The organism is Enterococcus sp. MSG3290 (assembly GCF_050555565.1).
Lineage (GTDB): Bacteria > Bacillota > Bacilli > Lactobacillales > Enterococcaceae > Enterococcus_B > Enterococcus_B faecium.
Genome location: NZ_CP187862.1, coordinates 1862540 through 1888295, shown reverse-complemented (window position 1 = coordinate 1888295; position 25756 = coordinate 1862540). Strand labels below are relative to the sequence as shown.

Here is a 25756-nt window from a genome sequence, read left to right as displayed (position 1 = left end):
TAAATATAGATTATCGGAGGTTCATATGTCTAGTAATGTTTTAGAACGAATAGAAAAAATAGGGAATAAACTATCATTACCATACATCATTTTTTTCGAGTTGGTTTTAATAGCAAGAATGGTTAGTGTCTATTCGACACTTCCAACAAAAATTGATTCAATTTTTACATTGATAATCATTGTATTTTCAGGAATAGTATTTTTTTGTCATTTTTTTCCTATGATACTAAAAAAAAAGAAGATACAAATTGAATACTGGTTAGTCTTATTTATAGTTATATTGGTTATAACTACTTTAATCAATCACTCTTATGCATTTACAGAAAATATCAAACTTATTATTTGGCAATGTATTTTTTTCTTTTGTGTATTTGAAGTTGGAAGAACAAATAACCAGCGTATTTTTAAAATTTTTGAATATGTTTTGCTTATCGTTTGGACAGTTCTTACGAGTATTGCCTTGTATTTGTTTTTCGCACACGTCAATTTTTCAATGCCTGTAAAAACATTGTATTACGGAATGAGAATAGGATTTTATGAAAACCGATTATATGGTATCTTTGTTGATCCAAATTATGCCTGCACTATTTCTTTAATCTGTATATTATTTGCTATAAGAAACATAATTAAAAATAAAAAAATTATTCAAAGAACACTATACTCGTTTATAGCTTTGATTCAATTCAGTTATGTAGCTCTTTCAGGATCTAGATCAGGTATTATACAATTAATGGCTGCAACCTTCTTTGGTGTTTTTTTTGTTTATTTATATAAGAATTCTACAAATCGTAAATTTGTTGCTACCAAACTCGTTCAAGCTTTATTATCAGCAATAGTCTGTTCAGCTATTGCTTATGGTGGAGTGTCGTTTGTTCAATCCGGTTACATTTTTTTGGGTAATGAAATCCATGTAAGCAGTCCTAAGATGTTAGATAGTTTTGAAAAAAGAACGCCAGCTAACACAGAAAATAATAAATTGTCTGCTAAAAGACCCGATGTAGAAGAGAATACGGATATTTCAAATAGTCGATTTAAATTATGGAAAAGTGCAACAGAACTTATGAGGTTAAACCCATTATTCGGAGTTACGCCAAAAGGATTTGTAGATGTTGCTAAAGAAAAAATTCCTGAGACTCATATAGCAAGAACTGGGCAAACACCGCACAGTGCCTTTTTCTATTTGCTAGCAGCCACTGGTATTACAGGAACGATTATTTTCGTAGTATTTTTAATCACTAAAATGGTGAATTCTCTTCGAATCCTTTTTTCTAATAACAATAAAGATTATATTGAATTCATTATTGATAATCAGGTTGTACTGGTTATTTTGGTATCAAGCCTACTGATTACAGAAATTGTTCTTACACGGCGTACAGCAACTTTTGTCTTTTGGTTGTATTTAGGAAAACTTCAGCACACTTTTGATTTGATGAAAGTGAAATTACGTAATAAGAAATAGTTGTTTGATATAGGCGGCTTTAGGAGAGTACAAAAATGAAAAAATTAACGATGATAGAGGTACAGCAAAGAGCAGTGAATATTTTGATGTATATTGATAAGATTTGTCGAAAAAATGAGTTGAAATATACAATTTTTTACGGCAGTTTGATTGGGGTAGAAAGACATAAAGGTTTTATTCCTTGGGATGATGATATTGATATAGTTATGCCAAGGCCAGACTACAACAAGCTGATTGATTTATTGAAAACAGATGAAAATTATACGTTATTAGCTTTTGAAACTAGAACACACTATCGCTACCCTTTTGCGAAACTTATAGATCCCAATACAATTGCAAAAACAAAACAATATTTTGGTGGGGAAGACCCTGACTTAGGTGTCTTTGTAGATATATTTCCTATTGATGGAATACCAGATACAGAAAAAGAAAGAGAAAAATTGAGAGAAATTACAGAGCAATATCGTTTGAATCTGATGGACACATTTAAATGGTGCTATGCTCGGAGTTTTTATTTTTCAAAAGCTTTAATAAAACTTATTATGCGGTATCCATATCACCGAAAATTATTAAAAGAAGGAAATGATAGATATTGGAGAGATAAGTATCAAGAGATGGCCAAAAGTATTCCTTTTGGGGAAACTAAAACATGTGGTTATATGGAATGGATTCATATTAACTGGGGTGTTTTTCCAACAGAATGGTTTCATGAATTTGAAGATGTAGAATTTGAAGGTCATAAAGTCATGGCTATCAAAGATAGAAAAAAATTCTTGAAGTTGCGTTATGGAAACTACATGGAAATGCCTCCTGAAAAAGAGCGAGTAACACACCATCCTTATGATTTTTATGAAAAGTGATCCAACTGATTTGATTATCTAAATACAAACCACAGATTTTTAAAAATTAGAGAGAGTGAAATTTTATGTATGAGCAACTAAGTACGTCTGTTGTAATGGCTACATACAATGGTGAAAAGAATATCTTGGAACAATTAGATTCACTACTAAGCCAGACAAAAAAAATCAATGAAGTACTGATTTGTGATGATTGTTCTACTGATAATACAGTTGATATTATCAGTAGTTTTATTGAGAAAAACAATTTGTCATCAACTTGGCATTTAAAAATTAACGAAAAAAATCTAGGATGGAGAAAAAATTTCTTTCATTTATTAAATTTAGCTAGCCAGGATATCATATTTACGTGTGATCAAGATGATATTTGGCACGAAACAAAAATTGAAGAGATGAGTAGCCTCTTCAGAAATAAGAAAATTCAAGTATTAGTTACGGATTATCATGAATTAGTAGAACTTGGCGGTTTATGTGAAGAACTGAAAAAAGTTGATACAGAAAAAAATGAGCAACAAATAGAAGAGCGAGTCATTTTTAATGAGAATAATTTGTTTCTCCGAAGACCAGGGTGCGTCTATGCAGTTAGGAAAGAATTTATCCCACAAGTTAATCTCTATGCGTCTAACATGGAAAACCCGGTTCATGATATGTCGATGTGGGGGAGCGCGGTTCTAACAAATGGTTTATATTTATTGAGAAAACCGTTGATAGAATGGAGAAAACATGGACAAAGTTCTTTTAAAAAAGAAATAGATCAGTCAAATAAAGAGCAATTATACTACAAAAGGCTCATGACTTTGCAAAGAAGATTGCAACGTGTTGAAGCTGCCAGAAATTACTTGATAAATAATGTGACTATAGTAGATTATGACAAAAAGAAAAAATTACTGGATAATTTGATTAAAGAGTTAGAAATGCGTATTTACATGTTAGAAAAAGAAAAAATACGAACAGTTATTTTCTCGTTCTGGAAATACAAACATAAATTTTATTTTGGAACTGATATCTATCATCTTCTAAAACATAAGTATAAAAAGTGAGGATATCAATATGAATACTAAAGCAAAATCAGTTATAAAAAATCTTTATTATACAGTAGCCGCAAATTTTGCTACATTAGGTGTCTCAATCTTGCTTAATTTATTTGTACCAAAACTATTGGGAGTAACAGAGTATAGTTATTGGCAGTTGTATGTGTTCTATTCTTCATACGTAGGCTTTTTGCATTTTGGATGGATTGATGGAATCTATTTAAAAATAGGAGGGGAAGAATATAATAAACTTGATAAACGCTCGCTCGGATCACAGTTTTGGTATCTAACGATTTTTGAGTTCTTTGTTTCAATAGCTATAGTTGTTTGGGCTTATTTCTTTATGCCAAACAGTTCCCAATCACTTATTTTAATATTGACAGCTGTTGTTTCAGTGATTACGATCGTTAAAACTTTTATTCTGTATATTTTCCAGTCGACGAATCGAATAAAAGAATATGCACAGCTTTCTAGGAATGATCGCTATCTTTATGTCTTGTTTATTGCTATTTACTTTGCTTTAGGCGGCAGAGATTTTTATTGGCTGATCATTATGGATATCGCTTCTAAATTGATCGTGACACTTTGGGGAATGTCTCGAATCAAAGATATGTTGCAAGTCAATATGATTAGTCTAAAAGAACTTGTCCCTGAAATTTTTGATAATATCAATATTGGTAGTAAGTTAATGTTGAGTAGTATTGCTAGCATGCTCATTCTTGGAACTATTCGATTCTTCGTACAACAACGATGGTCAATTGAAACTTTTGGTAAACTATCCTTTACATTGAGTATTTCAAATATGTTCCTAACATTTGTCAATGCAGTAGGAATTGTTATGTTTCCATTATTAAGAAGGACAAATCAGCAAAGACTCCCTGAACTCTTCCGTATCTTACGGGACTTATTTGTTCCTTTAACCTATGGTTTATTGATTTTTTACGTCCCAGCAAAAATTGTTTTGACCATGTGGCTACCCGAATATACGGAAAGTCTGAATTTTATGGGAATCTTGTTTCCAATCGTCATTTATGAAGGAAGAATGTCTTTACTTATCAATACGTATTTAAAGAGCTTGCGTAAAGAAAAAACGATATTGATGGTCAATGTGATGACGCTATCCTTTTCATTAGTGGCTTCATTAGTCATTATATTTGTGATAGGTAACTTGAATTTAGCAGTAGGCTTGATATTGTTGAGTCTAGCGTTTCGATGTAATTTAGCAGAATATTTTCTTTGTCGTGGAATGAAATTACCTGTTGGATACAGACAATTGGTAGAAACGATTCTAACGATTGCTTTTATCTTTAGTAACATCTGGTTTGGCGGTAACTTTATTAGTCTAGGTATCTATAGCTTGATTTATGTGATTTATTTGCTATATGTACATCGCAGCTTCCTTGCTAGCTTTGGTGAATTCCGCTCTCTACTAAAAGATCGTTAAGCTAAGCTATATTGAAATATAAAATAATGCAGAGTAAGTCCGATTAGGATTTACTCTGCTGTTTTTATTTTTTGAAGCGATTAATTTGTTAAATTCGGCAATCAGCACATACTGGCAGTATATTCTTTATATAGTTTTTCCTGGTTAAAAATGGTAAACTAACTGTATTAAGTATGAGAATGCATAATTGGAGTGAATTTGATGGATACTATATTGATTACTGGCGGAGCTGGTTTTATCGGTTCAACGCTAGCGAATTATTTGGGAAAAGAAAACAAAATCGTAGTAGTCGACGATTTATCAATGGGAAAAAAAGAAAACTTGGATATGGAGAAACAAGTGACTTTCATTGAGGGGGATGTATCAGATCCTCAATTGATGGAAAGAATCATGAAAGAGTATCAGTTTGCCTATATTTTTCATTTAGCTGCTGTAGCTAGTGTGGCAGATTCTGTAGAACGTCCTCTAGAAACTCATTGTGTAAATTTTGACAGTGCGCTTTTATTGCTTGAATTGGCACGAAAATATCAATCTGGTTTAAAACGATTGGTGTTTAGTTCATCAGCTGCAGTTTATGGCGATGAACCAACGTTGCCAAAAAAAGAAGAATCGGTCATCCGTCCTTTAACACCATATGCCATCGATAAGTTTGCAGCAGAACAATATGTTTTGGATTACTGTCATTTATATGATGTTCCGACTAGTGCTGTCCGATTTTTTAACGTTTATGGTCCAAATCAAAATCCTAACTCTCCATATAGCGGAGTTATTTCGATTCTAGTGGACCGATACAAAAAACAATTGGCAGGAGAAAAAGCAGAATTTACTTTATTTGGTGATGGTAGCCAATCTAGAGACTTCGTTTATATAGAAGATGTTATACAAGCACTTTTACTTGTTGCTAAGGAAGAAAAAGCTTTAGGACAGCAATTCAATGTCGGTACAGGAAAAAGCACTACGCTACTTGAATTGATCCATTCAATTGATCAAATCTTAGGAACAGAGCTAGCGCTTAAATATGAAGCAGAACGTTCAGGGGATATTCGTGATTCTTTAGCGGATATTTCAAAGATCCGTTCTTTAGGTTATCAACCCAAATTTGATATATTGAACGGAATGGAACGTTATTTAAAGACAGAAATCGATTAAAACAAAAAACCAGCATCCTGCTGGTTTTTTGTTTCGACTTAGCTTTTTAAATTAACACCTTCCATCAGTTCGTAAATCTGATTTCTTAAATCAGTGGCCGGCAATTTGATGTTTTTATCAGATTGGATATTACTTTCCATGACGATTGCATCTTTTGTGTCTTTTTTCATTGCCACTACTGCATGGAATCGATTGATATTTCCCTGAGCAAGGATATAATCATTTCCACTGTAAACACCGCCGCTGTAAGGATGTTTATCACCATTATTTTGCCACAATGAGAAAAGTAGTTCTTTTGGTATAATATCGCCAGACAGAACACTAGTAAAGAATTTGTTCAAGTCATAAACAGACATACTTATATTTCCTGTGCCTAATTCATTTCGGATGTCTGTTTCAGGCTCGACCAATGCTTTTGAATAATCGTCAGTTGCAGACATTTGGTAAGATACAGCATGCTGAGGGGAATTTTTTACATTTTCATAAAAATCTGTATGTTCTAGATGGAGTGGCCGAATGATTTCTTTTTTTAAAAGAGTTTCATAAGGCTGATTCGTTAGTTTGATCAATACCCCTGTAAGCAATGTATAATTTAATGGTTCATAATGATACGTATCATAATCAGTAAATTTCAAATGATGAAGGGCAAACTGAATGATCTCACTATCTGACATAGGTTTTTTTGGAGAAGCGGTTCGATGAAGACCAGAGCGCATGTAAAGCATATTTTTGATTGAGATTTGCTGACTTCCAGGAATCTGAGGATAAAATTCAGATAGCTTTGTGTCAAAAGTTATCTTGCCAGATTGAATTTGTTTTAGGATAAGTAAAGCAGTCATCGCTTTTTGGATCGAACCGATTTGATAGTAAAGAGAAGGAGAATTCGATTCTTTTATGCGTAGATTTGCGTACCCATATCCTTTTTCTAATATCACTCGATTATTTTTGCGTACATAAATCGAACCGATATAATCTGATTTTTGCAGTAATTGATCAATTTTGCTGGCAAGCATCTGCTCATTAGATGTTAAATTGGAAGCAAGTTGTGCGGGTTCCGTTTTATAAATTTGTGGTTGAGGTTGTTTTGTTAATTGCCATCCTGTAATGATGCCTGTTGAAAAGAAGCTGACAGCCAGCAACAAAACTGCGAGAAAAGAAAGAGAGATCTGCTGTTTTTTTTGATGTTTTCCTTTTGCCATGTTAATTCCTTTCTATCCATTTTTAACTATTTTTCATTGTAATCCTCAAAAAGAGCATTTGCCACTTACAATTTTGACATAATATTTGGTAAAATAATTCACGGCAGTAGAAATTTCATGTATAATAAACAGAGTTACGAAGATGATAGTAAGGAGGAGTTGTTTTGTCAGGAAACAAACAACACCCAAGCAAAGACAAAAAAGAAGCCAGTAAGGCAGCTACAGCAGATATAATCGACAAGCGGAGAAATCTGCGTAAAAAAGAAGATAAGATCGTGAGGAAGATCATTTTAGTGATCGCTCTTACATTATTGATTATTGGCGGATTTCTCGGGTTTACCGTATATCGTTATGTAGATAGCGGGTTGAAGCCTTTAGATAAATCGGACGACCAATTAGTCCAAGTGGAAATCCCAAGCGGCTCTTCTAATAAGCAGATTGGCGAAATTTTGGAGAAAGACAATATTATTAAAAGTGGGATTGTTTTCAATTATTATACAAAATTTAAAAACTTAACTGGCTTTCAAGCTGGTTATTATCAGTTAGCGCCTAATATGACTCTTGATGAGATTGGCAAGCAGTTGCAAGAAGGCGGCACATCTGAGCCAACAAAAGTTGCAGATGGGAAAATTGCCATTCCAGAAGGCTACGACATCGATCAGATTGCTGAGCGGGTAGCGAAGGTAACTGGTAAAGACAAGAAAGAATTTTTAGATTTAGTAAATGATGAGACTTTCTTTAACGAGTTGTATCAAAAATTCCCAGAATTGTTGGAAAGTGCCTCTAAAGCTGAGAACACAAAATACCGTTTGGAAGGCTACTTATTCCCAGCTACTTATGATTACTACACGAGTACTTCGCTTAAGGATCTTGTGATTGAGATGGTGAACAAGACAAATACGGTCATGCAAAACTATTATTCAGCTATCAAACAGAAAAATTTGACTGTACAAGAAGTTTTAACTTTGGCCTCTCTAGTTGAAAAAGAAGGCGTAAAAGAAAATGATCGTAAAAATATTGCACAAGTCTTCTTTAACCGAATCAAGGCAAATATGCCACTTCAGTCAGATATCTCTGTTTTATATGCATTAGGAGAACATAAAGAATTGGTGACGTATGAAGATACAGCTGTAGATTCACCATACAATTTGTATACCAATACCGGCTATGGGCCTGGTCCTTTTGACAATCCAAGCGAAGAGGCAATCAAGGCAGTATTAGAACCAGCAGAAAATGACTATTATTATTTCGTAGCAGATACGAGCACTGGAAATGTTTATTTCGCTAAAACGTATGAAGAACATATGGAACTAGTGCAAAAATATGTAAATAATTCTTAGAAAAACAGGGGCTAGTCATTGATCATTTTTAGAAAAACATTTACATTTTAAGAAAAGCGTGGTAATCTTTTTTGGACTATATTCCTCAAAAGATTACCTTTTGCGGTATTTTATCGAAAAAAGGAGACGTTACACATGGTAGAGAAAGTTTATCCAATGACTCTAGAAGGTAAAGAAAAATTAGAAAAAGAATTAGAAGAACTAAAAACAGTTAAACGCGGAGAAATCATTGAACGAATCAAAATCGCTCGCGGTTTCGGAGATCTTTCCGAAAACTCCGAATACGAATCAGCTAAAGATGAACAAGCATTTGTTGAAGGAAGAATCACAACAATTGAAAATATGATCCGTTTTGCACAAATCATCGATAATGACGGCGTAGATGCAGATGAGGTATCGATCGGTAAAACAGTTACGTTCATCGAGTTGCCTGATGGAGATGAAGAAGAGTACACGATTGTCGGAAGTGCTGAAGCAGACCCGTTTTCTGGAAAGATTTCCAATGATTCTCCTATCGCGCAAGCATTGATTGGCAAACGTAAAAATGATGAAGTAACCATTGCTACACCAGGTGGCGATATGTTAGTTAAAATCGTCAAAGTAGAACAAGCGTAGTCTGACTGAAAGATCTAGAGAGTTCATCTTACTGATGACGCACTCTAGATCTTTTCTCTTTGAGTATTGCAGGTTTCACTGAACGATCTTACATCTAAAGTCCTATAGCCAACAGTCAAAAAAATAGGTATGATGAAATGAGAATGTGTCAGGAGGGAGAAAAAGCGATGAATAGTTCTTGGCGTTTTTTTGTGGTAGTCGAAGCACTGCTGCTGTTATTTGCTGTTTGGCAAATCGTAAACAATACTGGACTTTTGCTTTTAGTAATATTCGGTATTTTCAATATATATCTAGCTATGCGCAAATATCCTCGTACTAAATTTCAAAATTTTCAATTGATCTTAGGGAGCTTGGTCATTTTTTTTAGCTTAGTCAACAGTCCTGCTTTATGGATGATGGTTGTATTGGCCGTTTTATTTATCGGGCTGAAAGGTGTAGAGATTTCAGGAATAGATTTGACAAAAAATGCTTTTTGGCGAAAAAAACAGATCATGATGGTCCAAACAGAGCAATTAAAAACACATAATAATGAGCGTAAAAGACAGCAATTATTTGGTAACCAACGTATTGGAAACGACGTCTATGAATGGGATGACATCAACATTGCCATCATTTCTGGTGATACTATCATCGATTTGGGCAATACACTTTTGCCAAAAGATGATAATATTGTGATTGTAAGAAAAGGGATAGGCAGAACACGGATCTTAGTACCCCTGGGAGTGGCTATTCGATTAGAGCATGCGACATTAGTAGGAAATGTCTTGTTTGAAGAAGAGCAGTTTTCCTTAAAAAACGAACAGATCAAAATCTGCAGCAGTGATTATGATGAAAATCCTCGCAGATTGAAGATCATTACCAATACCTTGGTTGGAGATGTCGAGGTGATACGAATATGATGGGAAGAATATCCAAAGCAATGCTAGCTGTTTATTCGGGGATTGCGGCTTTCCTTATTATTCTATTTTCACTTTTCACTTATTTTTATGCCAGTAACCAAAGTCATTGGTGGGGAGAATTGCTGCGTGCGCGTTTATTATACGTTCCGCTTATCTTCCATTTGATGGCAATTTCATTAGGTGTAGGATTGATCGTATTTCTATTGTTATCACTTATTCAAAAGGCAAAATACGGGAAAATCGAAGAAAAGCTTCGTGCACTTTCTTCTGGCAATTATGAATCCAAACTTTTGCATCAGCCGATCCCAAGCGCGTCGGATGATCTGTACATCAAAGATATTGATATGGAAATTACTAAAATAAAAGAAAAAATGATCGAAGTATCCAGTGAATTACAGATTATGACTAGCCGTCCTCAATATGTAGATGGACAAACCAAAGAAGAGATTTTAGAATTAGAAAGGCATCGATTAGCTCGTGAGCTTCATGATTCAGTTTCACAGCAATTATTTGCAGCGATGATGATGATGTCGGCATTGACGGAGCAAGCAGAAAAAAGTGAGACACCAGAAATGTTCCGTAAGCAGTTGAAAATGGTGGCAGAGATCATCAACGCTTCCCAGTCTGAGATGCGTGCGCTGCTTCTTCATCTGCGTCCAGTCAATTTAGAAGAAAAAAGTTTAAAACAAGGCATTGAGCAGTTATTGAAGGAATTGCAGAATAAAATCCAGATTTCGCTAAAATGGGATGTAGAAGATGTAAAATTAACTAGTTCCATTGAGGATCACTTGTTCCGAATCGTTCAAGAATTGTTATCAAACACATTAAGACATGCTAAGGCTAATGAATTAGAAGTCTATTTGCATAAAATAGATAACAATCTTTTATTACGTATCATTGACGACGGGACAGGATTTAATATGAATGAAACCAAAACGGGAAGTTATGGATTGAACAATATCAAAGAACGAGTAGCTGGTATTGGTGGAACAGTAAAAATCATTAGTTTTAAAGGGCAAGGTACGAGCGTGGAGATCAAGGTCCCTTTGATGAAGGAGGCATAGATAAAGATGATAAAAGTTTTATTAGTAGATGACCATGAAATGGTACGCTTAGGCGTCTCTTCTTATTTATCTATCCAAGAAGACATTGAAGTGATTGGAGAAGCTGAAAATGGACGTCAAGGCTATGAAAAGGCGATGGCACTTCGACCAGATGTCATTTTAATGGATCTAGTCATGGAAGAAATGGATGGCATCGAATCAACAAAAGCAATCTTAAAAGATTGGCCAAAAGCCAAAATCATTATCGTCACAAGTTTTATTGATGATGAAAAAGTTTATCCTGCAATTGAAGCAGGAGCAGCAGGATATTTATTGAAGACGTCTACCGCACATGAAATAGCTGATGCTATAAGGGCTACGCAACGCGGCGAGCGAGTATTGGAACCTGAAGTGACAACAAAAATGATGGAAAAAATGAGTCGGCGAAATGATCCAGTATTGCATGAAGAATTAACGAATCGAGAAAATGAAATTTTGATGCTGATTTCTGAAGGGAAAAGTAATCAGGAAATCGCGGATGAATTGTTTATCACACTGAAAACAGTTAAAACGCATGTGTCGAATATATTAGCTAAGTTAGAGGTAGAAGACCGAACTCAAGCAGCTATCTATGCGTTTAAACATGGTTTGGTGAAATAAAAACGATGATAAAGAGGATAATCAAAAGCTGAGAAAATAACTATTATTTTTCTTGGCTTTTTTACAATAATGATGCTTGCTTTTGTTTTTGGAAAGGCTTTGTTATACTGAGAAAAGAAGATACTAAAGGAGGAAAATGGTGAAACAAAATTTTGCAATTGTAGGCCTTGGACGATTTGGCGGAAGCATCTGCCGTACACTGATCGAAGCTGGACAAGAAGTACTGGCTATTGACAGTAATGAAGATCGAGTCAATGAATATATGAATATAGCCACTCATGCTGTTGTGGCAAATGCACAGGATGAGATGACACTTCGTTCATTAGGTATAAGAAATTTCGATCATGTAATTGTCGCTATTGGAGAAGATATCCAAGCCAGCATCTTAGTTACTCTGATGGTAAAGGAAATGGGCGTACCGAATATTTTAGCAAAAGCCCAAAATGAGTACCATGCCCGTGTACTAGAGAAGATCGGAGCAGATCGTGTCGTACACCCTGAGCGAGACATGGGGATACGGATTGCACATAACTTAGTATCAAAGAATATTCTAGACTACTTAGAGCTGTCAGATAAATATTCTTTAGCAGAAATCCGAGTCTCCAATCCTAAATTTTTCAACAAAACATTAGCTGAATTAAATTTCAGGCAACGTTTTGACTTAACAGTAGTCGCCATACGAAGAGTAGATCAAACGGTTATCGCTTCTCCTGCAGCAGATGAATATGTTCGTGAAAATGATAATCTACTGGTTATTGGAGAGACAGGCGATGTGGATATTCTAGACGATAAGATGAATCAATAGAAAGAAAAGAGAAAGTAGGTTGTTGGGATGAAATTAACGGTAACGCCAAAAGCACAAAAGTGGTTTGACTCAGAAATTGATCTGCCAGAAACTTACGGAATACGTTTTTTTGGAAAAGTCTACGGCAAAACAGAGGTTCATGATGGTTTTTCGATTGGAATGTCAGTTGAACAGCCAGAACATCCTGTAAAGAAAGTGGAAATGGATGGGACACTTTTTTTTATCGAGGAAGCAGATGAATGGTTCTTTAAAGGATATGATTTACTTGTTGATTATGATCCCAACCTGGAGGAGCCAACCTATCACTTTAAAAAACAATAAAAAAAGAGAGGGTGACACAATTTTTGTCACCTTCTCTTTTTTCTTTTGAAAATATTGTTTTCAGCTATTAATATCCTGCAGACAATTTTACTTGATTGGTTTGAAGCTCATGGGTGGCAAAGTAGCTTTTCAGATTGGTTAAAAAAATAGCCATTAATTTCTTTTGAAAATCAGGTGTCAAACCTGCAATGTGGGAAGTAATCAGTACATTGTCCATTTTCCAAAGAGGATGATCTTGTGGAAGAGGCTCTTCCTCAAAAACGTCTAATGCTGCAAAGGAAAGTTGCTGGTTATTTAAAGCCTGCACCAGATCTTGTGTCTTAACAGAAGCACCACGGCCAACATTGATGAATACAGATTTTGGATCAAAGTGTTCAAACATATGCTGATCAAAGAGCCCAGTTGTTTCCTCCGTTAGAGGTAAGATATTGACTACGAAATCTACTTCAGGAAGAACTTCCTTTAGTTGATTTAAAGAAAAAGTCTTTTCCATTCCTTCTGCTGGATGACCGGATGTATTGATTCCATAGCAGTTCATGTCTAATGCTTTGCTTTTTTTTGCAATCATTTTTCCAATATGGCCAGTTCCAATGATTAGTATTTTTTTCCCTTGGATAGATTGGTAATGGACCGATGAACCTAACCATTTCATGTCACTCTGTGCCTTTTGTGCTTGAAAAAGACCACGAGAATACCCAAGGATGATTCCTAAGACATGCTCCGTAATCGATTCACTGTGGATGCCACTACCATTTGAAAGTAAAATATGTTTCTTTGAAAAAGTCTCAAGGGGTAGCTGATCAACACCAGCTGAGATAGATTGGACCCATTTCAAGGTAGAAGAGGCTAATAGTTTTTCTTGGTAGTCTGAGTTCCAGCCCAAACTGATCTCTACATTTTGTAGATCCTCTGGTTGTAATTCTGTTTTAAAGATATAACCAGGCGCTATAGTATGGATTTCTTCGATAAATTCATCACGAAATGGACGATCTGCATAAATGATTCTTTCTGACATAGTTAATTTCCCGCCTTTCTTTACTCTAAGTGTAGCGCATACAAGAAGAACTTTGAAGCGCCTTGCTTGTTTTTTGAGAAAGAAATATTTTTCAAATAAAAAAGGGGCTGTGACAAAAAAATGTCACAACCTCTAAAAGGGTCTATTGAAGTAGAAATAACGAGTTGTCTTTATTTCTTAATTGATCGATATTTTTGCCCATCCTTTGACAGCTTGAGCAAAAATAAAGATTCCTGCAAAAGCAATGAAGGCGCTAGTGTCAAAAGAAGGAAGAAAGACCATCAAGATTGTTGCAATTATAGTAGGCAATGAAATTGAATAGATCAATGTTTTTAAACAATCAAGAAAAGTAGCTTTTGTTAGTCGAAAGCGTGCATAGAGAAAAGCAGCAATGTTGGTAAATAGCAAAGTGATCAGCAGATTCAGAAAACTAGGATAAATAGAAAATATAAATGTCAGGACTTTTATCCAAAGTGGTATAGATGCTTCACTTAAAAAAGAACGGAGCTGCTTACCTGTTAAGTTTTTTAAAGATTCATTGGTGTAGGGAAGTTCTAATTGGTTATTGTTCAACAAAGCAGAAGTCGTGCCTGTATTAGGAAGAGCTATGATAAGTTTGTTTTTTAACATCCCGACACTAACAAAATTCCCCATCAAATCAGTAGAGATGTCCTGTTCTGTTCGTTTTCCCTCTGGATCAAATGTGAAGATAATGGAGTTTGTTTGGTAAATGAATCCTTCTTTTTCTTCGGTTTGAAGCTGCCCGTTTTGGATTGTAAAATCAGGAATGCGAGTAGCAATCTTTTGCCCATCCAATTGAATGTTGTTTAAGACTTGAAAAACTTGAAAAGAGATTGGCAAAGCCATAATTATACTCAAAACTAAAAGATAGACAATGGCTTTCCAAAATGGGACATTTCTCGCCTCCTTTAGGTCTTTGAATCGTATAAAGGAACTGATAATTAATTGTTTTGTTGTCATAAGTACTCCTCATCTAGTAGTGTCATCACTTGCAATTCTAGCGAAGTATCAAGTGAAATACAAGTGCTTTAGGGAAACAGCTGAATGATTGGTGAAATATCAAAAAAATGTTATTCTTGTCTAAAGACTATCCAATATAAATAAAATGGAGGAAGGAATAGTGCCTACACAGCCACAGAGATCATCAAAAAAACTATTTGGAGTAGTGGTTTTGAATACGGTGATCACTTTATCAGAATTTATTGGAGGGATTATGTCAGGGAGTTTGTCTCTTGTTTCAGATGCTTTTCATAACCTTAGTGATACATTGGCAATTATTTTTTCTTACGGGGCACAAAAAATGGCCCGAAAAGAAGCAAATAAAAAACGTACGTATGGCTACCAGCGTTTAGAAATATTGAGTGCTTTCATCAACTCATTCATATTGATCATATTATCCTTGTTTTTAACCGTTGAAGCATTCAAGCGGTTCACTTCACCAGAAAAGATAAATAGTCATTTGATGCTAACAGTAGCAGTTATTGGATTGCTCGCGAATTTGTTCTCAGTATTATTATTACGACAAGAAGCAGATGAAAGTTTGAATATAAAATCTAGTTATTTGCATTTGTTAAGTGATACACTGTCTTCGGTAAGTGTGATTATCGGAGCAATTTTGATCCGTTTTTTCGATATCTACTGGATCGATCCAGTTATTACACTGATCATTTCGATATATATATTGATAGAAGCGATAATGGTGATCAAAAAAGCTGCCGCTATTTTGATACAAAGTGCACCTGCTATCGACTATGAAAAAATGGAACAAGAAATTGAAGCAATCGATGGGGTAAAGGATGTTCATCATGTCCATATTTGGCAGTATAGCGAAAAGATAATTATTTTCGACGGACATATTGATTTTGAAGATCAGCTACTAAGCGAGATTGAAAAGATATATCCTCGTATAATTTCTTTATTAAAATTAAAATATGGTATTACACATGTGACGATCCAAGCAGAGACAAAGGCAAAGGATCAAAAAAAATTAATTTTTTTAAATAAAGATGAAAGTTATTGAAATATAGAGTATGATAAATAAGAATTTTTAATAAGGTAGGTTGGCTCATGAAGCAGTATCGACAGTTAAAAGGATATTTAGAAGCAAAAGGATATTGGGAGATACTAGTCTATCTCTTTTTTGGTGGTTTGGCTACGATTGTAAATTTTGTTAGTTTTGCTCTCGCACGCCAATATTTTGATTTAAGTATGGCCTTATCCAATTCTATTTCGTGGTTTTGTTCTGTATTGTTTGCTTTTGTAACGAACAAACTTTGGGTATTCCATTCAAAATCACCGAATTTTACACATGCACTTATTGAATGCGGTAAGTTCTTCTTCTACCGTATCCTTTCTTACGGATTGGACATGGGGGCAATGGTATTGTTGATCAATGTTATGAACAGCAATGAGTATGTGGCGAAAATCATCACTCAAATTATTGTTATCCTTGCGAACTATATTTTCAGCAAGTTGTTTATTTTTAAAGAAACTGAGGTTTTTGAAGAAGAAGTAGGTCAAAGTGAAAAAGACGACTAGGCATAACAATTGAAGAATTTCCTTCTCTTTGTTACTCTTTGTAATGTAGACATTATTAAGAAAACATTGAGGAGGAATTTTTTTATGACTTACACATTACCAGATCTACCTTATGCATATGACGCATTGGAACCTTATATTGACGAAGAAACGATGCATCTGCATCATGATAAGCATCACAATACTTATGTGACGAATTTAAATGCAGCAATTGAGAAATACCCAGAATTAGGCGAAAAAACAATAGAAGAATTATTATCTGATATGGACGCTATTCCAACAGATATCAAGACAGCTGTACGTAACAATGGTGGCGGACATGCTAACCATTCATTTTTCTGGGAAATCATGGCACCAAATGCTGGTGGCGAACCTACAGGAGAAATAAAAGAAGCGATTAATGAAGCTTTTGGTGATTTTTCTTCTTTTAAAGAAGAATTCAAAAAAGCAGCCGCTGGACGATTTGGTTCTGGATGGGCTTGGCTTGTAATGGAAAATGGAAAATTAGCTATTACCTCTACTGCAAATCAAGATTCTCCATTGATGGAAGGAAAGACACCAATTCTAGGTTTGGACGTTTGGGAACATGCTTATTATTTGAAATATAAAAATGTCCGACCAGATTATATTGCAGCATTCTGGAATGTTATTAATTGGGATGAAGTAAACAAACGTTTCGAAGCAGCAAAATAACCATTTCCTCCGTCATATCAGTCTTAAAAATAATTTGGAAAATAAAAGAGCGAAAGCTTGCTAGCGTTTTCTAAATTGGGTATAATGTTCTTGCAAGGTTACTTGCAAGAACTTTTTTGGAGGCTATACATTTATGGAACACGGAACGGTTAAATGGTTCAACAATGAAAAAGGATTTGGGTTTATTACAGTAGACGGCGGAGATGACGTATTTGTTCATTTCTCAGCAATTCAAGGAGACGGCTTCAAGAGCCTAGAAGAAGGTCAAGAAGTAGAATTCACGATTGTTGAAGGTGCACGCGGACCTCAAGCTGCTGAAGTGACTAAATTATAATAATTTGTTGAATAAAGACACGACTTCTTAGAGAGTCGTGTCTTTTTGTCTATTTATGAAGTTTTTAGATTTTTTGGCTAAGTAAATGCATTTGTTCACTTGACATGTCCTAACTAATTATCAAGCAAGGAACATTTTCTTCGTTAGTAATAGATTTTAAAGAAATTTCAGTTTTTTGGATGTTGAATAAAAGACCATTTGTGAAACCACTAGTATACATACTCATTACCATGTCAATTCTATTACTTTAAAAGAAAATCGTTTTACTTTGAAGAGGAGCATATCTATCCATTAAAAGATGATGGTAATGCAATCACTAGTTCGAGTCATTTTAATAGCCATGCAGTGAGCTGGAAATAAAACGAATAGAAGATGGGTTTAACAAAAGGACCAGTCATAGGAAGAAATTTTCGTGAAATCGAATGATAATCTGAACGGTAGGCAAAGACTGTTAAAAAGATGAGAAAGGTATGTGCGATCATTTTACTGCACGATTATTTGGAAAATACCTTGTTGTTCGCTTTTTCTGGAAAAAATACATAAAAAAAGATAAAACGATTGCGAACTGCGTGTATTCGGTCTTTCGATCTTTTTCACGGTATGGTATGATAGTTAAGAATTTTGAGAAATTTTAAAAAATAATAATCGTTACACAAAAATGTTTTTTAAAGTTTTCTTATGATTAAAAAGTGAATTTGCTGATTGAACAGTTATATGAGACAATATTTTAGAAAATGTGAAACAGAGGTGTATTATGAAGCGATGGCAAAAAGTTCTATTAACCTTGTTAGGGGTATTCGTTTTGCTGATTGCCGGATTATCAGCATACGGAATCAGATTTATGGGAGAAGCGAGCCAAACAGTAAACAAAATTTCTAAAAACTCTAATCGAATATCCTCCAAACGTTCTGAGAGAGTAAGCATTGATGACAAAGAACCTTTTTCGGTTTTGCTATTAGGTTTAGATACCGGTGGATTAGGAAGAACGGAACAAGGACGTTCTGATACGATGATGGTAGTAACAGTTAATCCGAAACAAAAAAAATCAACGATCATCAGTTTGGACCGAGATATTTATACGAATATCGTAGGTTATGGAACGGTAGATAAATTAAATCATGCCTATGCATTTGGTGGTGTCGAAATGGCCATGGATTCAATTGAGCAACTGCTCGATATTCCTATTGATCATTATGTAACGATCAATTTGGATGGCATGGAAGATTTGATCAATGCGGTCGGTGGCATCAAAGTGAATAATAAAATTGACTTTACTTTGGATGGTGTCCATGTACCAGTAGGTGAACAAACATTGAATGGAGAAAAAGGTTTAGCCTATTCTCGAATGCGACACGAAGATCCAGAAGGCGATATTGGTCGACAACGTCGTCAGCGGGAAGTAGTGACGAAAATCGTCAATAAAGTTTTAAGTTTAGATGGCGTAAGCAATTATAGAAAAATTTTAAAAGCAGTTGAGAACAATGTGACGACGGACTTAGATTGGGATGACATGCTTGATGTAGCGACGAACTACACCCCGGCGTTTGAAACAATCAAACAAGACCAGTTGCAAGGCGAAGGACAAATGATCAATGATATCTACTATCAAATTTTAGGAAAAAATGATCTTCTTTCGATCCAAAATGAACTGAAGAAACAATTAAATATAAAAACAAGCGATACATTACCTAATTTGAAAAATGAGAATGCTTCAATGATGTTCTTTGATGATTCGGAAGATGGCGATTCGACAAACGGTGATGGATCGAATAGTGAAGGGTACACCGATTATTCTTCCTATTCAGAAAACACATATGATCAGTACCAAGATCCGAATACCTATTATCAGCAAACAGAAGATACAAGTCAGTACTATACACCAAGTCAAGATACTCAAAGTTATGATCCTTACGCTGGACAGGAACAAAATGGTTATGGTTATGACCAGAATAATGAGTATGGAACAACAAGTGGGTACTAGAAAAAAATAGTTTGGTTAATAAAGAGTGCCACCTAAATTAGACAAAAAATCTAACTTAGGTGGCACTTTTTCTATGTGTTAAATTACAGGACGTCTCTTTTTAGCCCTTAGTTTAAAAAATAAATTGAATAATTCAATAGAGTTGCGAATAGTACCCATAAATAATAAGGAATCATGAGCCACATTGCCAGGCGATGATGCAGCCACAACTGATACATAAGCACTGACAAGAAAATAACTAAAAGTGTAATATCGATTGCTGCAATGAAAATATTTCTTAAATTAAAAAATAGAGCAGACCATATAAAATTAAAAATGAACTGAATCACAAAAAGACCGACAAGATTGTTTCGCTGTTTTTTGTTGTTGTGATTAAGTAACAAATAAAGAGAAATACCCATCAATATATACAGTAAGGTCCACATCGGCCCAAATATCCAGCTAGGTGGTGCAAATGGTGGAAGTTGCAAAGAATAGTAATATTCTCCGGGATTTCCGCTAAGCAACCCTGATAAAAAGCCTAATATGACAATTCCTATAACACAAACCCAAAAACGAATATCTTTTATCATCTTCATTTTACTAACTCCTTTCTATAATAGTAGTTTACCATGAAGGCTCACAGCAAGACCTGTATTTAGTTTGTGAAGTAAGAAAAAAATTGATAATTGTTGTTATTAAAAAGTTGAACATTTGTTTATATGAATGATGTTTTTGAAAAAGATCATATGATTTGATTCTCATGTTTTCTATTTGTACTTTTCTCGTCTACTTCTATTATAATCTGCATCTTACTTTTTTCACCTTTTTTACTTCAACATAAAATTATAAAAGCATAATGTTTGTGTTAATACAATAAAGCGTTTACAATGTGGTTATCAAATGAAGGAGGTTTCTACATGAAAAAGATTAGTACGTTATTGTTTATTGGGTTAGTTAGTTTAGGGTTGTTCGGTTTTAGCATTCCAGGTTTTGCGCATGGTTATATTACTTCTCCAGGAAGCCGTGCATACCTAGGAACATCAGCAGCAGGAAACTTAAATCAAAATGTCGGAAGAGCACAATGGGAACCGCAAAGTATCGAAGCTACCAAAAATACATTCATTGATGGAAAAATTGCTAGTGCAGGAGTCAGCGGCTTTGAGCCTTTAGATGAACAGACATCTAACAGATGGCATAAAAACATGGTTAATCCAGGAACATTAAATATTACTTGGAATTTAACAGCACAACATCGGACAAGTACTTGGGATTACTACATTACAAAACCAACTTGGAATCCTAATCAACCTTTGAAATTTAGTGATTTTGAATTGATCACAAAAATAGACGACAAAGCAACTGTTCCACCAAAAACAGTCAACCAAACGATCACACTTCCGCAGGATCGAAAAGGATATAATGTGATTTTAGCAGTATGGAATATCAGCGATACGACAAATGCATTTTATCAAGTGATAGACGTGAATATCCAATAATAATCAAAAAGGGCTGTGACAAAAACTATGTCACAACCCTTTTTTTAAATAAATAGTGTCCTCCTGTTAACTCTTCGGTCACAAGTACAGTATTCATAAAACATGAAGAGCTATTTTTGTTTGGCTGTTCTTATTACTTGATGCAGGGCAGACTTTTTCACAACCTCTTTCATTTAGTCAGCGAGTCTCGTCATCTTCACGACAACTTCACAACGTGCAGTCTGAGGAAACATGTCGACAGACTGTAAATATTCAATCTTGAACTTTTTACTTAAATTAACCAGATCTCTGGCAAGTGTAGAAACATTACAGGAGATATAAACAAGTTTTTTTGGAGGGTATTTCAATAATGATTGGATCAATGCGTTATCCAAACCCGTACGTGGTGGATCTACGATGATACCATCAGGCTGAAAACCTTCATTCAACCATTTAGGCAGAACTTGCTCTGCTGTCCCGACTTCATATCGAGTGTTGTGATATCCTAATCTTTCCGCATTTTTTTTTGCATCAGCGATTGCTTGAGGAACGGTATCCATTCCCCGTACTTCTTTGGCTTGTTTTGCTACACTTAAGCCGATCGTCCCAACTCCGCAATAAGCATCCACGATCGTTTCATTAGGCTGGACATCTAATGCTTTAATTCCTTCGCCATAAAGCAATTCGGTCTGCTGAGGATTGAGTTGAAAGAAGGCACGAGGAGAAAGATCGAAAGTCACTTCATTGATTTGTTCTTCAATGGCTTCTTTTCCCCATAAGTGGATCGTTTCATCCCCCATCACGAGAGACGTTTTTTGTGCCTGGACATTTTGCATGATTGAAACAACTTCGGGCAGTCGTTCATTGATCTCACGGATCATTGCGTTTTTTTGCGGGAATTTTTTACTGCGAGTAATAAAAACAACTTGTAACTCCCCAGTTTTGACACCGATTCTAACCATGATTGTGCGGAAGATTCCACTGTTTGTCCGTTCATCATAGATGGGTGCATCAAATTTATTCAATAGTTGAACAACAGTATTCATTACTTTTTGTGTTCGAGGTTCTTGAACCAAGCAGTCTGTTATAGGGACTAACTGATGAGAGTTTGCTTCGTATAAACCAGCTTCAATTTTTTGAGTCTGCTTATTTTTTCGTAACTGAAATTGTGCTTTGTTTCTATAATGCCAAGGCTCATCCATCCCGATCGTCGGCAAAAGTTGATAAGATCGAAAGCCTGCTGGTTTGAATTTTTCCAATGCTTGCAAAAGCAGATCCTTTTTAAAATCCAATTGAGCTTGATAAGCTAAGTGTTGTAATTGACAGCCACCGCATTCATAGTAAACAGGACATGGTGCCACTACGCGATCTTTGCTTGTTTTTTTGACTTTTATTAATTCTCCTTCTGCATAGCGAGGAGTTGCTTTCGTGATTTTCACTAGTACTTCTTCTTTTGGTAGTGCATATGGAACAAATATGATCAACCGTTTGAAATAACCGATTCCTTCACCATTTATGCCTAAACGCTTGATTTTCAAAGGAACCGTTTGTCCAGTTTTGACAATTGTTTCTGCCATAAGTATCTCCCTTTTTCTTTTTTCTGTGGTTTATTCTAACATATAATACCTGATTACGGGGATTTTCTGTGGTATGATAGAGAATATATGTTCGAGGAGGATGTTTATGTTAACCGTTACGAGAATCAGTAAAGGCAAAGGCCCTTTCTATCGCGTAGATTTATCTGAAGGAGAAGCTTTACAAGTATCTGAAGATGTATTAGTACGCTATCGATTATTAAAAGGACGGGAATTAGACGAAGAAACTATCCAAGAGATCAAGAAGAGTAGCGGAGCTGATTTCGGTTTTCACCTAGCAATGAATTACTTAAGTTATCAGTTGCGATCGGAAAAAGAAATCCGAACATACTTAAAAGAAAAGGAAATCCTTCAAGAAGATCGAAATAAAATCGTAGTCCGCTTAAAAGAATTGGACCTTGTCGATGATTTGGTCTATGGGGAAAGTTATGTGCGCACGAATATGCGCTTAAGTGACAAAGGACCAAAGAAATTAGCGCAGCAGATGCAGCAAAAAGGTTTGAAACCTGAAATCATTGAACAAGCGCTCAGCCAATATACATTTGAAGACCAAGTTCAAAATGCACATCAGACAGCCGAAAAAGCGTTTGGAAAAAATCACGGAAAAAGCCAAAAAGAATTATTGAGAAAAATCCAACAAACATTGATGACGAAAGGCTTTTCTCAAGAAGTGATCCAACAAGCGATGGCTGATCTTCCGCAAGAAGCAGATCAAGAAATAGAATATGATTATTTAGTCAAACAAGGGGATAAACTATGGCGAAGAAATTTAAGGTTTGAACCTAAAAAAAGAAATCTAAAAGTAAAGCAAAGCTTATATCAAAAAGGATTTGATTTGGATATGATCCAGCGATTCATTACGGAAAAGGAAGAGGAAAGTGAATAAAGAATGGGAAAAATGGACAGATAAAGAAACAAAAGAATTTCAAGATCAGTTCATTCAATGGTATGAACAAGAAAAAAGAAACCTGCCTTGGCGCTATAATCGTGATCCTTATCGTATCTGGATCTCTGAGATCATGCTTCAGCAAACCAGAGTAGACACAGTGATCGATTATTTTTATCGTTTCATGGAATGGTTTCCTACAATTGAAGAGCTAGCAAATGCTCCAGAAGAAAAGCTTTTAAAAGCATGGGAGGGCCTTGGTTATTACTCAAGAGCCCGGAACATCCAAGCTGCTGCTAAACAGATCATGTCAGAATTTGATGGGGAAATGCCGCAAACGCCTGAAGAAATTAGCTCATTGAAGGGAATAGGACCATATACGACAGGCGCGATTGCAAGTATCGCATTTGGACTTCCAGAACCCGCGGTTGACGGCAACGTGATGCGAGTAGTCAGCAGATTGTTTTGCATTGAAGCAGACATCGCAAAAGCTTCTAGCAGGAAAATCTTTGATGAAGCGATGCGGAAAATCATTGATGAAAAGCATCCAGGTGAATTCAACCAAGCAATGATGGATCTAGGTTCAGCTATCTGTACACCAACTTCTCCAAAGTGTGAGACTTGTCCGATCCAAGCCTTTTGTTTAGCTAACAAACGAGGAATCCAAACGAGTTTTCCTGTAAAAACAAAAAAAGCAAAGCCAAAAGACGTTTATTATATCAGTGCGGCTCTTCAAAATCATTCTGGAGCGTATTATTTTGAAGAAAGAGATAGCCAAAAATTGCTGGCGAATATGTGGACATTTCCAATGATGGAAGTGACACAAGAGGAGTATGAGCGATTGAAAAAAGAATGGGAAACAAAGCCAGAAATCGATCTGTTTGATGACCTAGTAGCAGAAGAAGAGCAAAATCTCCCATTTGAAAAGCAGGAACTCTTTGTTTGGCAGACACGACATTTAGGAGAAGTTACTCATATTTTTAGTCATCTGAAATGGCATGTTCTCCTTTTTTACGGACGGGCAACCGAGGGAGCAGAACAAGAATTTACCGAGAACAAAACTTCGAAGTGGTTGAAGCCTGATGCATTTGATTCGGTCGTTTTTCCTAAGGTCCAAATGAAACTGGTAGATCAGTTAGAGAAAAATCGAAACAATAGGAATCCTTTCTAGGCAAAGCTCATTTTTATTGATATAATAATTATGATGTCGGTGTAATGAACACCCAAACACAAAGCACAAAATGCTGCTTAAGGAAGGGTTGCTATGGGAGTTCCAAAAGAAGGAGAGTTTGTGACGATCCAAAGTTACAAGCACGACGGCAAATTGCATCGAACGTGGCGAGATACCATGGTATTAAAAACAAGCGAACACTCTATGATCGGCGTGAATGATCACACATTAGTCACTGAATCTGATGGACGCCGATGGGTAACGCGCGAACCAGCGATTGTTTATTTTCATAAAAAATACTGGTTCAATGTAATAGCAATGATCAGAGAAAAGGGGGTTTCCTATTATTGTAATCTAGCTTCACCTTTTTTGCTGGACGATGAGGCCTTGAAATATATCGACTATGACTTGGATATCAAGGTATTTCCTGACGGCGAGAAACGACTATTGGATGTCGATGAATATGAGATGCACAGCAAAATGATGAATTATCCGAACGATATTGACTTCATCCTAAAAGAAAATGTGAAGATTCTGGTTGACTGGATCAATAATGGAGATGGCCCGTTCTCGGAAGGCTATATTGATATTTGGTATAACCGTTACAAGCAATTGTCGCGTAAGTAAACACAAAAAAGAACAGTAAGCCAGTGAGAGATTTTTCTCAAAAGCTTGCTGTTTTTTGCTTTTTTCGAAATAAATTTTTATAAAGTCTTTTTCATATAAATATGAGGCATGCCAGCATCTTCAAAAGGATCGCCGTAAGCTGTATATCCTAGTTTTTCGTAAAAAGTTTCAGCTGTGGACTGTGCCCCTAATAAAATCGTATTATAGCCTTGATTCTTAGCAAAGTTTTCTGCTTCTTCAATCAATATTTTTCCTAACCCTTGGTGTCTGTATTCAGAAAGAATCGCCATCCGCTGTAATTTCATTTTTCCGTTTTCTAAAGGCAAAAGACGTACAGTTCCTTGCGGTTCTTTTTTATCTGAGTACAGGACGAAGTGGATACAATGGGCTTCATCTTTGTCTATTTCTCGAGACAAAGGCACACCCTGTTCGACTACAAAAACTTGATGCCTGATCCGTACAGCATCTAAGTAAATATTGCTCATTGTATCTTTTGTTTGTACAACTTTCATGGTCTAGCCACCTTCCTTTCGTATAGTATACTGGAAAATAAAACAAATAAAAAGTATGGCAAGTTTTCAAAAATAAAAAAAGAATAAAAGAATTTTTAACGAAT

General features: G+C 35.4%; 27 protein-coding genes. 21 read left to right on the top strand and 6 right to left on the bottom strand.

The genetic code is table 11. The features are described from left to right. Positions 1 to 25 precede the first annotated feature (25 nt). From IGL31_RS09060 to IGL31_RS09040, 5 genes are all read left to right on the top strand, one after another. The gene (locus IGL31_RS09060; protein WP_010727878.1) at positions 26 to 1459 is read left to right on the top strand and encodes an O-antigen ligase family protein; all 1434 of its coding nucleotides are present in this window, start codon (positions 26 to 28) and stop codon (positions 1457 to 1459) included. A gap of 35 nt (positions 1460 to 1494) precedes the next feature. After that, positions 1495 to 2319 (top strand): LicD family protein, encoded by an 825-nt coding sequence (locus IGL31_RS09055; RefSeq protein ID WP_002295416.1) that lies wholly within the window; start codon positions 1495 to 1497, stop codon positions 2317 to 2319. Positions 2320 to 2384: 65 nt separating this feature from the next. Further along, positions 2385 to 3356, top strand: a complete 972-nt coding sequence (locus tag IGL31_RS09050; RefSeq protein ID WP_002295415.1) for a glycosyltransferase — start codon at positions 2385 to 2387, stop codon at positions 3354 to 3356. 10 nt (positions 3357 to 3366) lie between these two features. Beyond that, positions 3367 to 4791, top strand: a complete 1425-nt coding sequence (locus tag IGL31_RS09045) for a lipopolysaccharide biosynthesis protein (RefSeq protein WP_086300176.1) — start codon at positions 3367 to 3369, stop codon at positions 4789 to 4791. Between the two features lie 201 nt (positions 4792 to 4992). Continuing rightward, positions 4993 to 5940 carry an NAD-dependent epimerase/dehydratase family protein gene (locus IGL31_RS09040; protein ID WP_002328615.1) on the top strand — a complete coding sequence of 316 codons (948 nt, stop codon included), beginning with the start codon at positions 4993 to 4995 and terminating at the stop codon, positions 5938 to 5940. A 38-nt stretch (positions 5941 to 5978) separates the two neighbouring features. Here the strand turns inward: IGL31_RS09040 and IGL31_RS09035 are convergent, their stop codons facing one another. Further along, positions 5979 to 7139: a serine hydrolase domain-containing protein gene (locus IGL31_RS09035; RefSeq protein WP_002328614.1), complete on the bottom strand. Its 1161-nt coding sequence runs from the start codon at positions 7137 to 7139 to the stop codon at positions 5979 to 5981. Between the two features lie 164 nt (positions 7140 to 7303). On the opposite strand from IGL31_RS09035, the gene mltG reads away from it, so the two are divergent. The 7 genes from mltG (at position 7304) to IGL31_RS09000 (ending at position 12822) form a co-directional block, all read left to right on the top strand. After that, positions 7304 to 8479, top strand: a complete 1176-nt coding sequence (gene mltG, locus IGL31_RS09030) for an endolytic transglycosylase MltG (RefSeq protein ID WP_002295410.1) — start codon at positions 7304 to 7306, stop codon at positions 8477 to 8479. Between the two features lie 135 nt (positions 8480 to 8614). Continuing rightward, positions 8615 to 9094, top strand: coding sequence for a transcription elongation factor GreA (gene greA, locus IGL31_RS09025; RefSeq protein WP_002295409.1), 480 nt, complete (start codon positions 8615 to 8617; stop codon positions 9092 to 9094). 167 nt (positions 9095 to 9261) lie between these two features. Then, positions 9262 to 9993 carry a cell wall-active antibiotics response protein LiaF gene (liaF, locus tag IGL31_RS09020; RefSeq protein ID WP_002295408.1) on the top strand — a complete coding sequence of 244 codons (732 nt, stop codon included), beginning with the start codon at positions 9262 to 9264 and terminating at the stop codon, positions 9991 to 9993. Beyond that, positions 9990 to 11057, top strand: coding sequence for a two-component system sensor histidine kinase LiaS (gene liaS, locus IGL31_RS09015; protein ID WP_002318624.1), 1068 nt, complete (start codon positions 9990 to 9992; stop codon positions 11055 to 11057). Before liaF ends, liaS begins: the two co-directional genes overlap by 4 nt. A gap of 6 nt (positions 11058 to 11063) precedes the next feature. Next, on the top strand, positions 11064 to 11696 hold the full coding sequence (locus tag IGL31_RS09010; protein WP_002295404.1) for a response regulator transcription factor: 633 nt from the start codon (positions 11064 to 11066) through the stop codon (positions 11694 to 11696). A gap of 139 nt (positions 11697 to 11835) precedes the next feature. Continuing rightward, positions 11836 to 12501, top strand: a complete 666-nt coding sequence (locus IGL31_RS09005) for a potassium channel family protein (RefSeq protein WP_002289151.1) — start codon at positions 11836 to 11838, stop codon at positions 12499 to 12501. Positions 12502 to 12528: 27 nt separating this feature from the next. After that, on the top strand, positions 12529 to 12822 hold the full coding sequence (locus IGL31_RS09000; RefSeq protein WP_002289149.1) for a HesB/YadR/YfhF family protein: 294 nt from the start codon (positions 12529 to 12531) through the stop codon (positions 12820 to 12822). A gap of 67 nt (positions 12823 to 12889) precedes the next feature. On the opposite strand, the gene IGL31_RS08995 is transcribed toward IGL31_RS09000, so the two are convergent. Together IGL31_RS08995 and IGL31_RS08990 are read right to left on the bottom strand one after the other, a co-directional pair. Further along, the gene (locus tag IGL31_RS08995; RefSeq protein WP_086300175.1) at positions 12890 to 13837 is read right to left on the bottom strand and encodes a phosphoglycerate dehydrogenase; all 948 of its coding nucleotides are present in this window, start codon (positions 13835 to 13837) and stop codon (positions 12890 to 12892) included. A 177-nt stretch (positions 13838 to 14014) separates the two neighbouring features. Then, positions 14015 to 14818 carry a DUF1189 domain-containing protein gene (locus IGL31_RS08990; protein WP_002289147.1) on the bottom strand — a complete coding sequence of 268 codons (804 nt, stop codon included), beginning with the start codon at positions 14816 to 14818 and terminating at the stop codon, positions 14015 to 14017. 145 nt (positions 14819 to 14963) lie between these two features. Between IGL31_RS08990 and IGL31_RS08985 the strand changes: the two genes are divergently transcribed. The 5 genes from IGL31_RS08985 to IGL31_RS08965 all read left to right on the top strand — a co-directional run bounded on the left by IGL31_RS08985 (position 14964) and on the right by IGL31_RS08965 (position 19404). Then, complete coding sequence (locus IGL31_RS08985) at positions 14964 to 15878, top strand: cation diffusion facilitator family transporter (RefSeq protein ID WP_086300174.1); 915 nt, start codon at positions 14964 to 14966, stop codon at positions 15876 to 15878. Positions 15879 to 15925: 47 nt separating this feature from the next. Continuing rightward, positions 15926 to 16396: a GtrA family protein gene (locus IGL31_RS08980; RefSeq protein WP_002292862.1), complete on the top strand. Its 471-nt coding sequence runs from the start codon at positions 15926 to 15928 to the stop codon at positions 16394 to 16396. 84 nt (positions 16397 to 16480) lie between these two features. Continuing rightward, positions 16481 to 17089: a superoxide dismutase gene (locus IGL31_RS08975; protein WP_002298541.1), complete on the top strand. Its 609-nt coding sequence runs from the start codon at positions 16481 to 16483 to the stop codon at positions 17087 to 17089. Positions 17090 to 17222: 133 nt separating this feature from the next. Then, entirely contained in the window at positions 17223 to 17423 is a 201-nt protein-coding gene (locus tag IGL31_RS08970; protein WP_002292860.1) for a cold-shock protein, read from the top strand. A gap of 754 nt (positions 17424 to 18177) precedes the next feature. Further along, a complete protein-coding gene (locus IGL31_RS08965) occupies positions 18178 to 19404 on the top strand; it encodes an LCP family protein (RefSeq protein WP_002295400.1) in 1227 nt (408 codons plus the stop codon). Between the two features lie 107 nt (positions 19405 to 19511). On the opposite strand, the gene IGL31_RS08960 is transcribed toward IGL31_RS08965, so the two are convergent. Beyond that, complete coding sequence (locus IGL31_RS08960) at positions 19512 to 19982, bottom strand: TspO/MBR family protein (RefSeq protein ID WP_002292857.1); 471 nt, start codon at positions 19980 to 19982, stop codon at positions 19512 to 19514. Between the two features lie 321 nt (positions 19983 to 20303). On the opposite strand from IGL31_RS08960, the gene IGL31_RS08955 reads away from it, so the two are divergent. After that, positions 20304 to 20882, top strand: a complete 579-nt coding sequence (locus IGL31_RS08955; RefSeq protein ID WP_002292856.1) for a lytic polysaccharide monooxygenase auxiliary activity family 9 protein — start codon at positions 20304 to 20306, stop codon at positions 20880 to 20882. 173 nt (positions 20883 to 21055) lie between these two features. Here IGL31_RS08955 and rlmD read toward each other — a convergent pair whose 3' ends face one another. After that, positions 21056 to 22438 (bottom strand): 23S rRNA (uracil(1939)-C(5))-methyltransferase RlmD, encoded by a 1383-nt coding sequence (gene rlmD / locus IGL31_RS08950; RefSeq protein WP_002295399.1) that lies wholly within the window; start codon positions 22436 to 22438, stop codon positions 21056 to 21058. 106 nt (positions 22439 to 22544) lie between these two features. Between rlmD and recX the strand changes: the two genes are divergently transcribed. From recX to ntdP, 3 genes are all read left to right on the top strand, one after another. Then, entirely contained in the window at positions 22545 to 23342 is a 798-nt protein-coding gene (recX, locus tag IGL31_RS08945; protein ID WP_025478199.1) for a recombination regulator RecX, read from the top strand. After that, positions 23335 to 24513 carry an A/G-specific adenine glycosylase gene (gene mutY, locus IGL31_RS08940; RefSeq protein WP_002296955.1) on the top strand — a complete coding sequence of 393 codons (1179 nt, stop codon included), beginning with the start codon at positions 23335 to 23337 and terminating at the stop codon, positions 24511 to 24513. Before recX ends, mutY begins: the two co-directional genes overlap by 8 nt. Positions 24514 to 24606: 93 nt before the next feature. Then, a complete protein-coding gene (gene ntdP, locus IGL31_RS08935; RefSeq protein ID WP_002290817.1) occupies positions 24607 to 25140 on the top strand; it encodes a nucleoside tri-diphosphate phosphatase in 534 nt (177 codons plus the stop codon). A 77-nt stretch (positions 25141 to 25217) separates the two neighbouring features. On the opposite strand, the gene IGL31_RS08930 is transcribed toward ntdP, so the two are convergent. Continuing rightward, positions 25218 to 25652, bottom strand: coding sequence for a GNAT family N-acetyltransferase (locus IGL31_RS08930; RefSeq protein ID WP_002290819.1), 435 nt, complete (start codon positions 25650 to 25652; stop codon positions 25218 to 25220). Positions 25653 to 25756: the final 104 nt, after the last annotated feature.

Coding starts and splice junctions, on each gene's coding strand:
- IGL31_RS09060 (WP_010727878.1), top strand. CDS start 26: ATGTCTAGTAATGTTTTAGAACGAATAGAAAAAATAGGGAATAAACTA.
- IGL31_RS09055 (WP_002295416.1), top strand. CDS start 1,495: ATGAAAAAATTAACGATGATAGAGGTACAGCAAAGAGCAGTGAATATT.
- IGL31_RS09050 (WP_002295415.1), top strand. CDS start 2,385: ATGTATGAGCAACTAAGTACGTCTGTTGTAATGGCTACATACAATGGT.
- IGL31_RS09045 (WP_086300176.1), top strand. CDS start 3,367: ATGAATACTAAAGCAAAATCAGTTATAAAAAATCTTTATTATACAGTA.
- IGL31_RS09040 (WP_002328615.1), top strand. CDS start 4,993: ATGGATACTATATTGATTACTGGCGGAGCTGGTTTTATCGGTTCAACG.
- IGL31_RS09035 (WP_002328614.1), bottom strand. CDS start 7,139: ATGGCAAAAGGAAAACATCAAAAAAAACAGCAGATCTCTCTTTCTTTT.
- greA (WP_002295409.1), top strand. CDS start 8,615: ATGGTAGAGAAAGTTTATCCAATGACTCTAGAAGGTAAAGAAAAATTA.
- liaF (WP_002295408.1), top strand. CDS start 9,262: ATGAATAGTTCTTGGCGTTTTTTTGTGGTAGTCGAAGCACTGCTGCTG.
- liaS (WP_002318624.1), top strand. CDS start 9,990: ATGATGGGAAGAATATCCAAAGCAATGCTAGCTGTTTATTCGGGGATT.
- IGL31_RS09010 (WP_002295404.1), top strand. CDS start 11,064: ATGATAAAAGTTTTATTAGTAGATGACCATGAAATGGTACGCTTAGGC.
- IGL31_RS09000 (WP_002289149.1), top strand. CDS start 12,529: ATGAAATTAACGGTAACGCCAAAAGCACAAAAGTGGTTTGACTCAGAA.
- IGL31_RS08995 (WP_086300175.1), bottom strand. CDS start 13,837: ATGTCAGAAAGAATCATTTATGCAGATCGTCCATTTCGTGATGAATTT.
- IGL31_RS08990 (WP_002289147.1), bottom strand. CDS start 14,818: ATGACAACAAAACAATTAATTATCAGTTCCTTTATACGATTCAAAGAC.
- IGL31_RS08985 (WP_086300174.1), top strand. CDS start 14,964: ATGGAGGAAGGAATAGTGCCTACACAGCCACAGAGATCATCAAAAAAA.
- IGL31_RS08980 (WP_002292862.1), top strand. CDS start 15,926: ATGAAGCAGTATCGACAGTTAAAAGGATATTTAGAAGCAAAAGGATAT.
- IGL31_RS08975 (WP_002298541.1), top strand. CDS start 16,481: ATGACTTACACATTACCAGATCTACCTTATGCATATGACGCATTGGAA.
- IGL31_RS08970 (WP_002292860.1), top strand. CDS start 17,223: ATGGAACACGGAACGGTTAAATGGTTCAACAATGAAAAAGGATTTGGG.
- IGL31_RS08965 (WP_002295400.1), top strand. CDS start 18,178: ATGAAGCGATGGCAAAAAGTTCTATTAACCTTGTTAGGGGTATTCGTT.
- IGL31_RS08960 (WP_002292857.1), bottom strand. CDS start 19,982: ATGAAGATGATAAAAGATATTCGTTTTTGGGTTTGTGTTATAGGAATT.
- IGL31_RS08955 (WP_002292856.1), top strand. CDS start 20,304: ATGAAAAAGATTAGTACGTTATTGTTTATTGGGTTAGTTAGTTTAGGG.
- rlmD (WP_002295399.1), bottom strand. CDS start 22,438: ATGGCAGAAACAATTGTCAAAACTGGACAAACGGTTCCTTTGAAAATC.
- recX (WP_025478199.1), top strand. CDS start 22,545: ATGTTAACCGTTACGAGAATCAGTAAAGGCAAAGGCCCTTTCTATCGC.
- ntdP (WP_002290817.1), top strand. CDS start 24,607: ATGGGAGTTCCAAAAGAAGGAGAGTTTGTGACGATCCAAAGTTACAAG.
- IGL31_RS08930 (WP_002290819.1), bottom strand. CDS start 25,652: ATGAAAGTTGTACAAACAAAAGATACAATGAGCAATATTTACTTAGAT.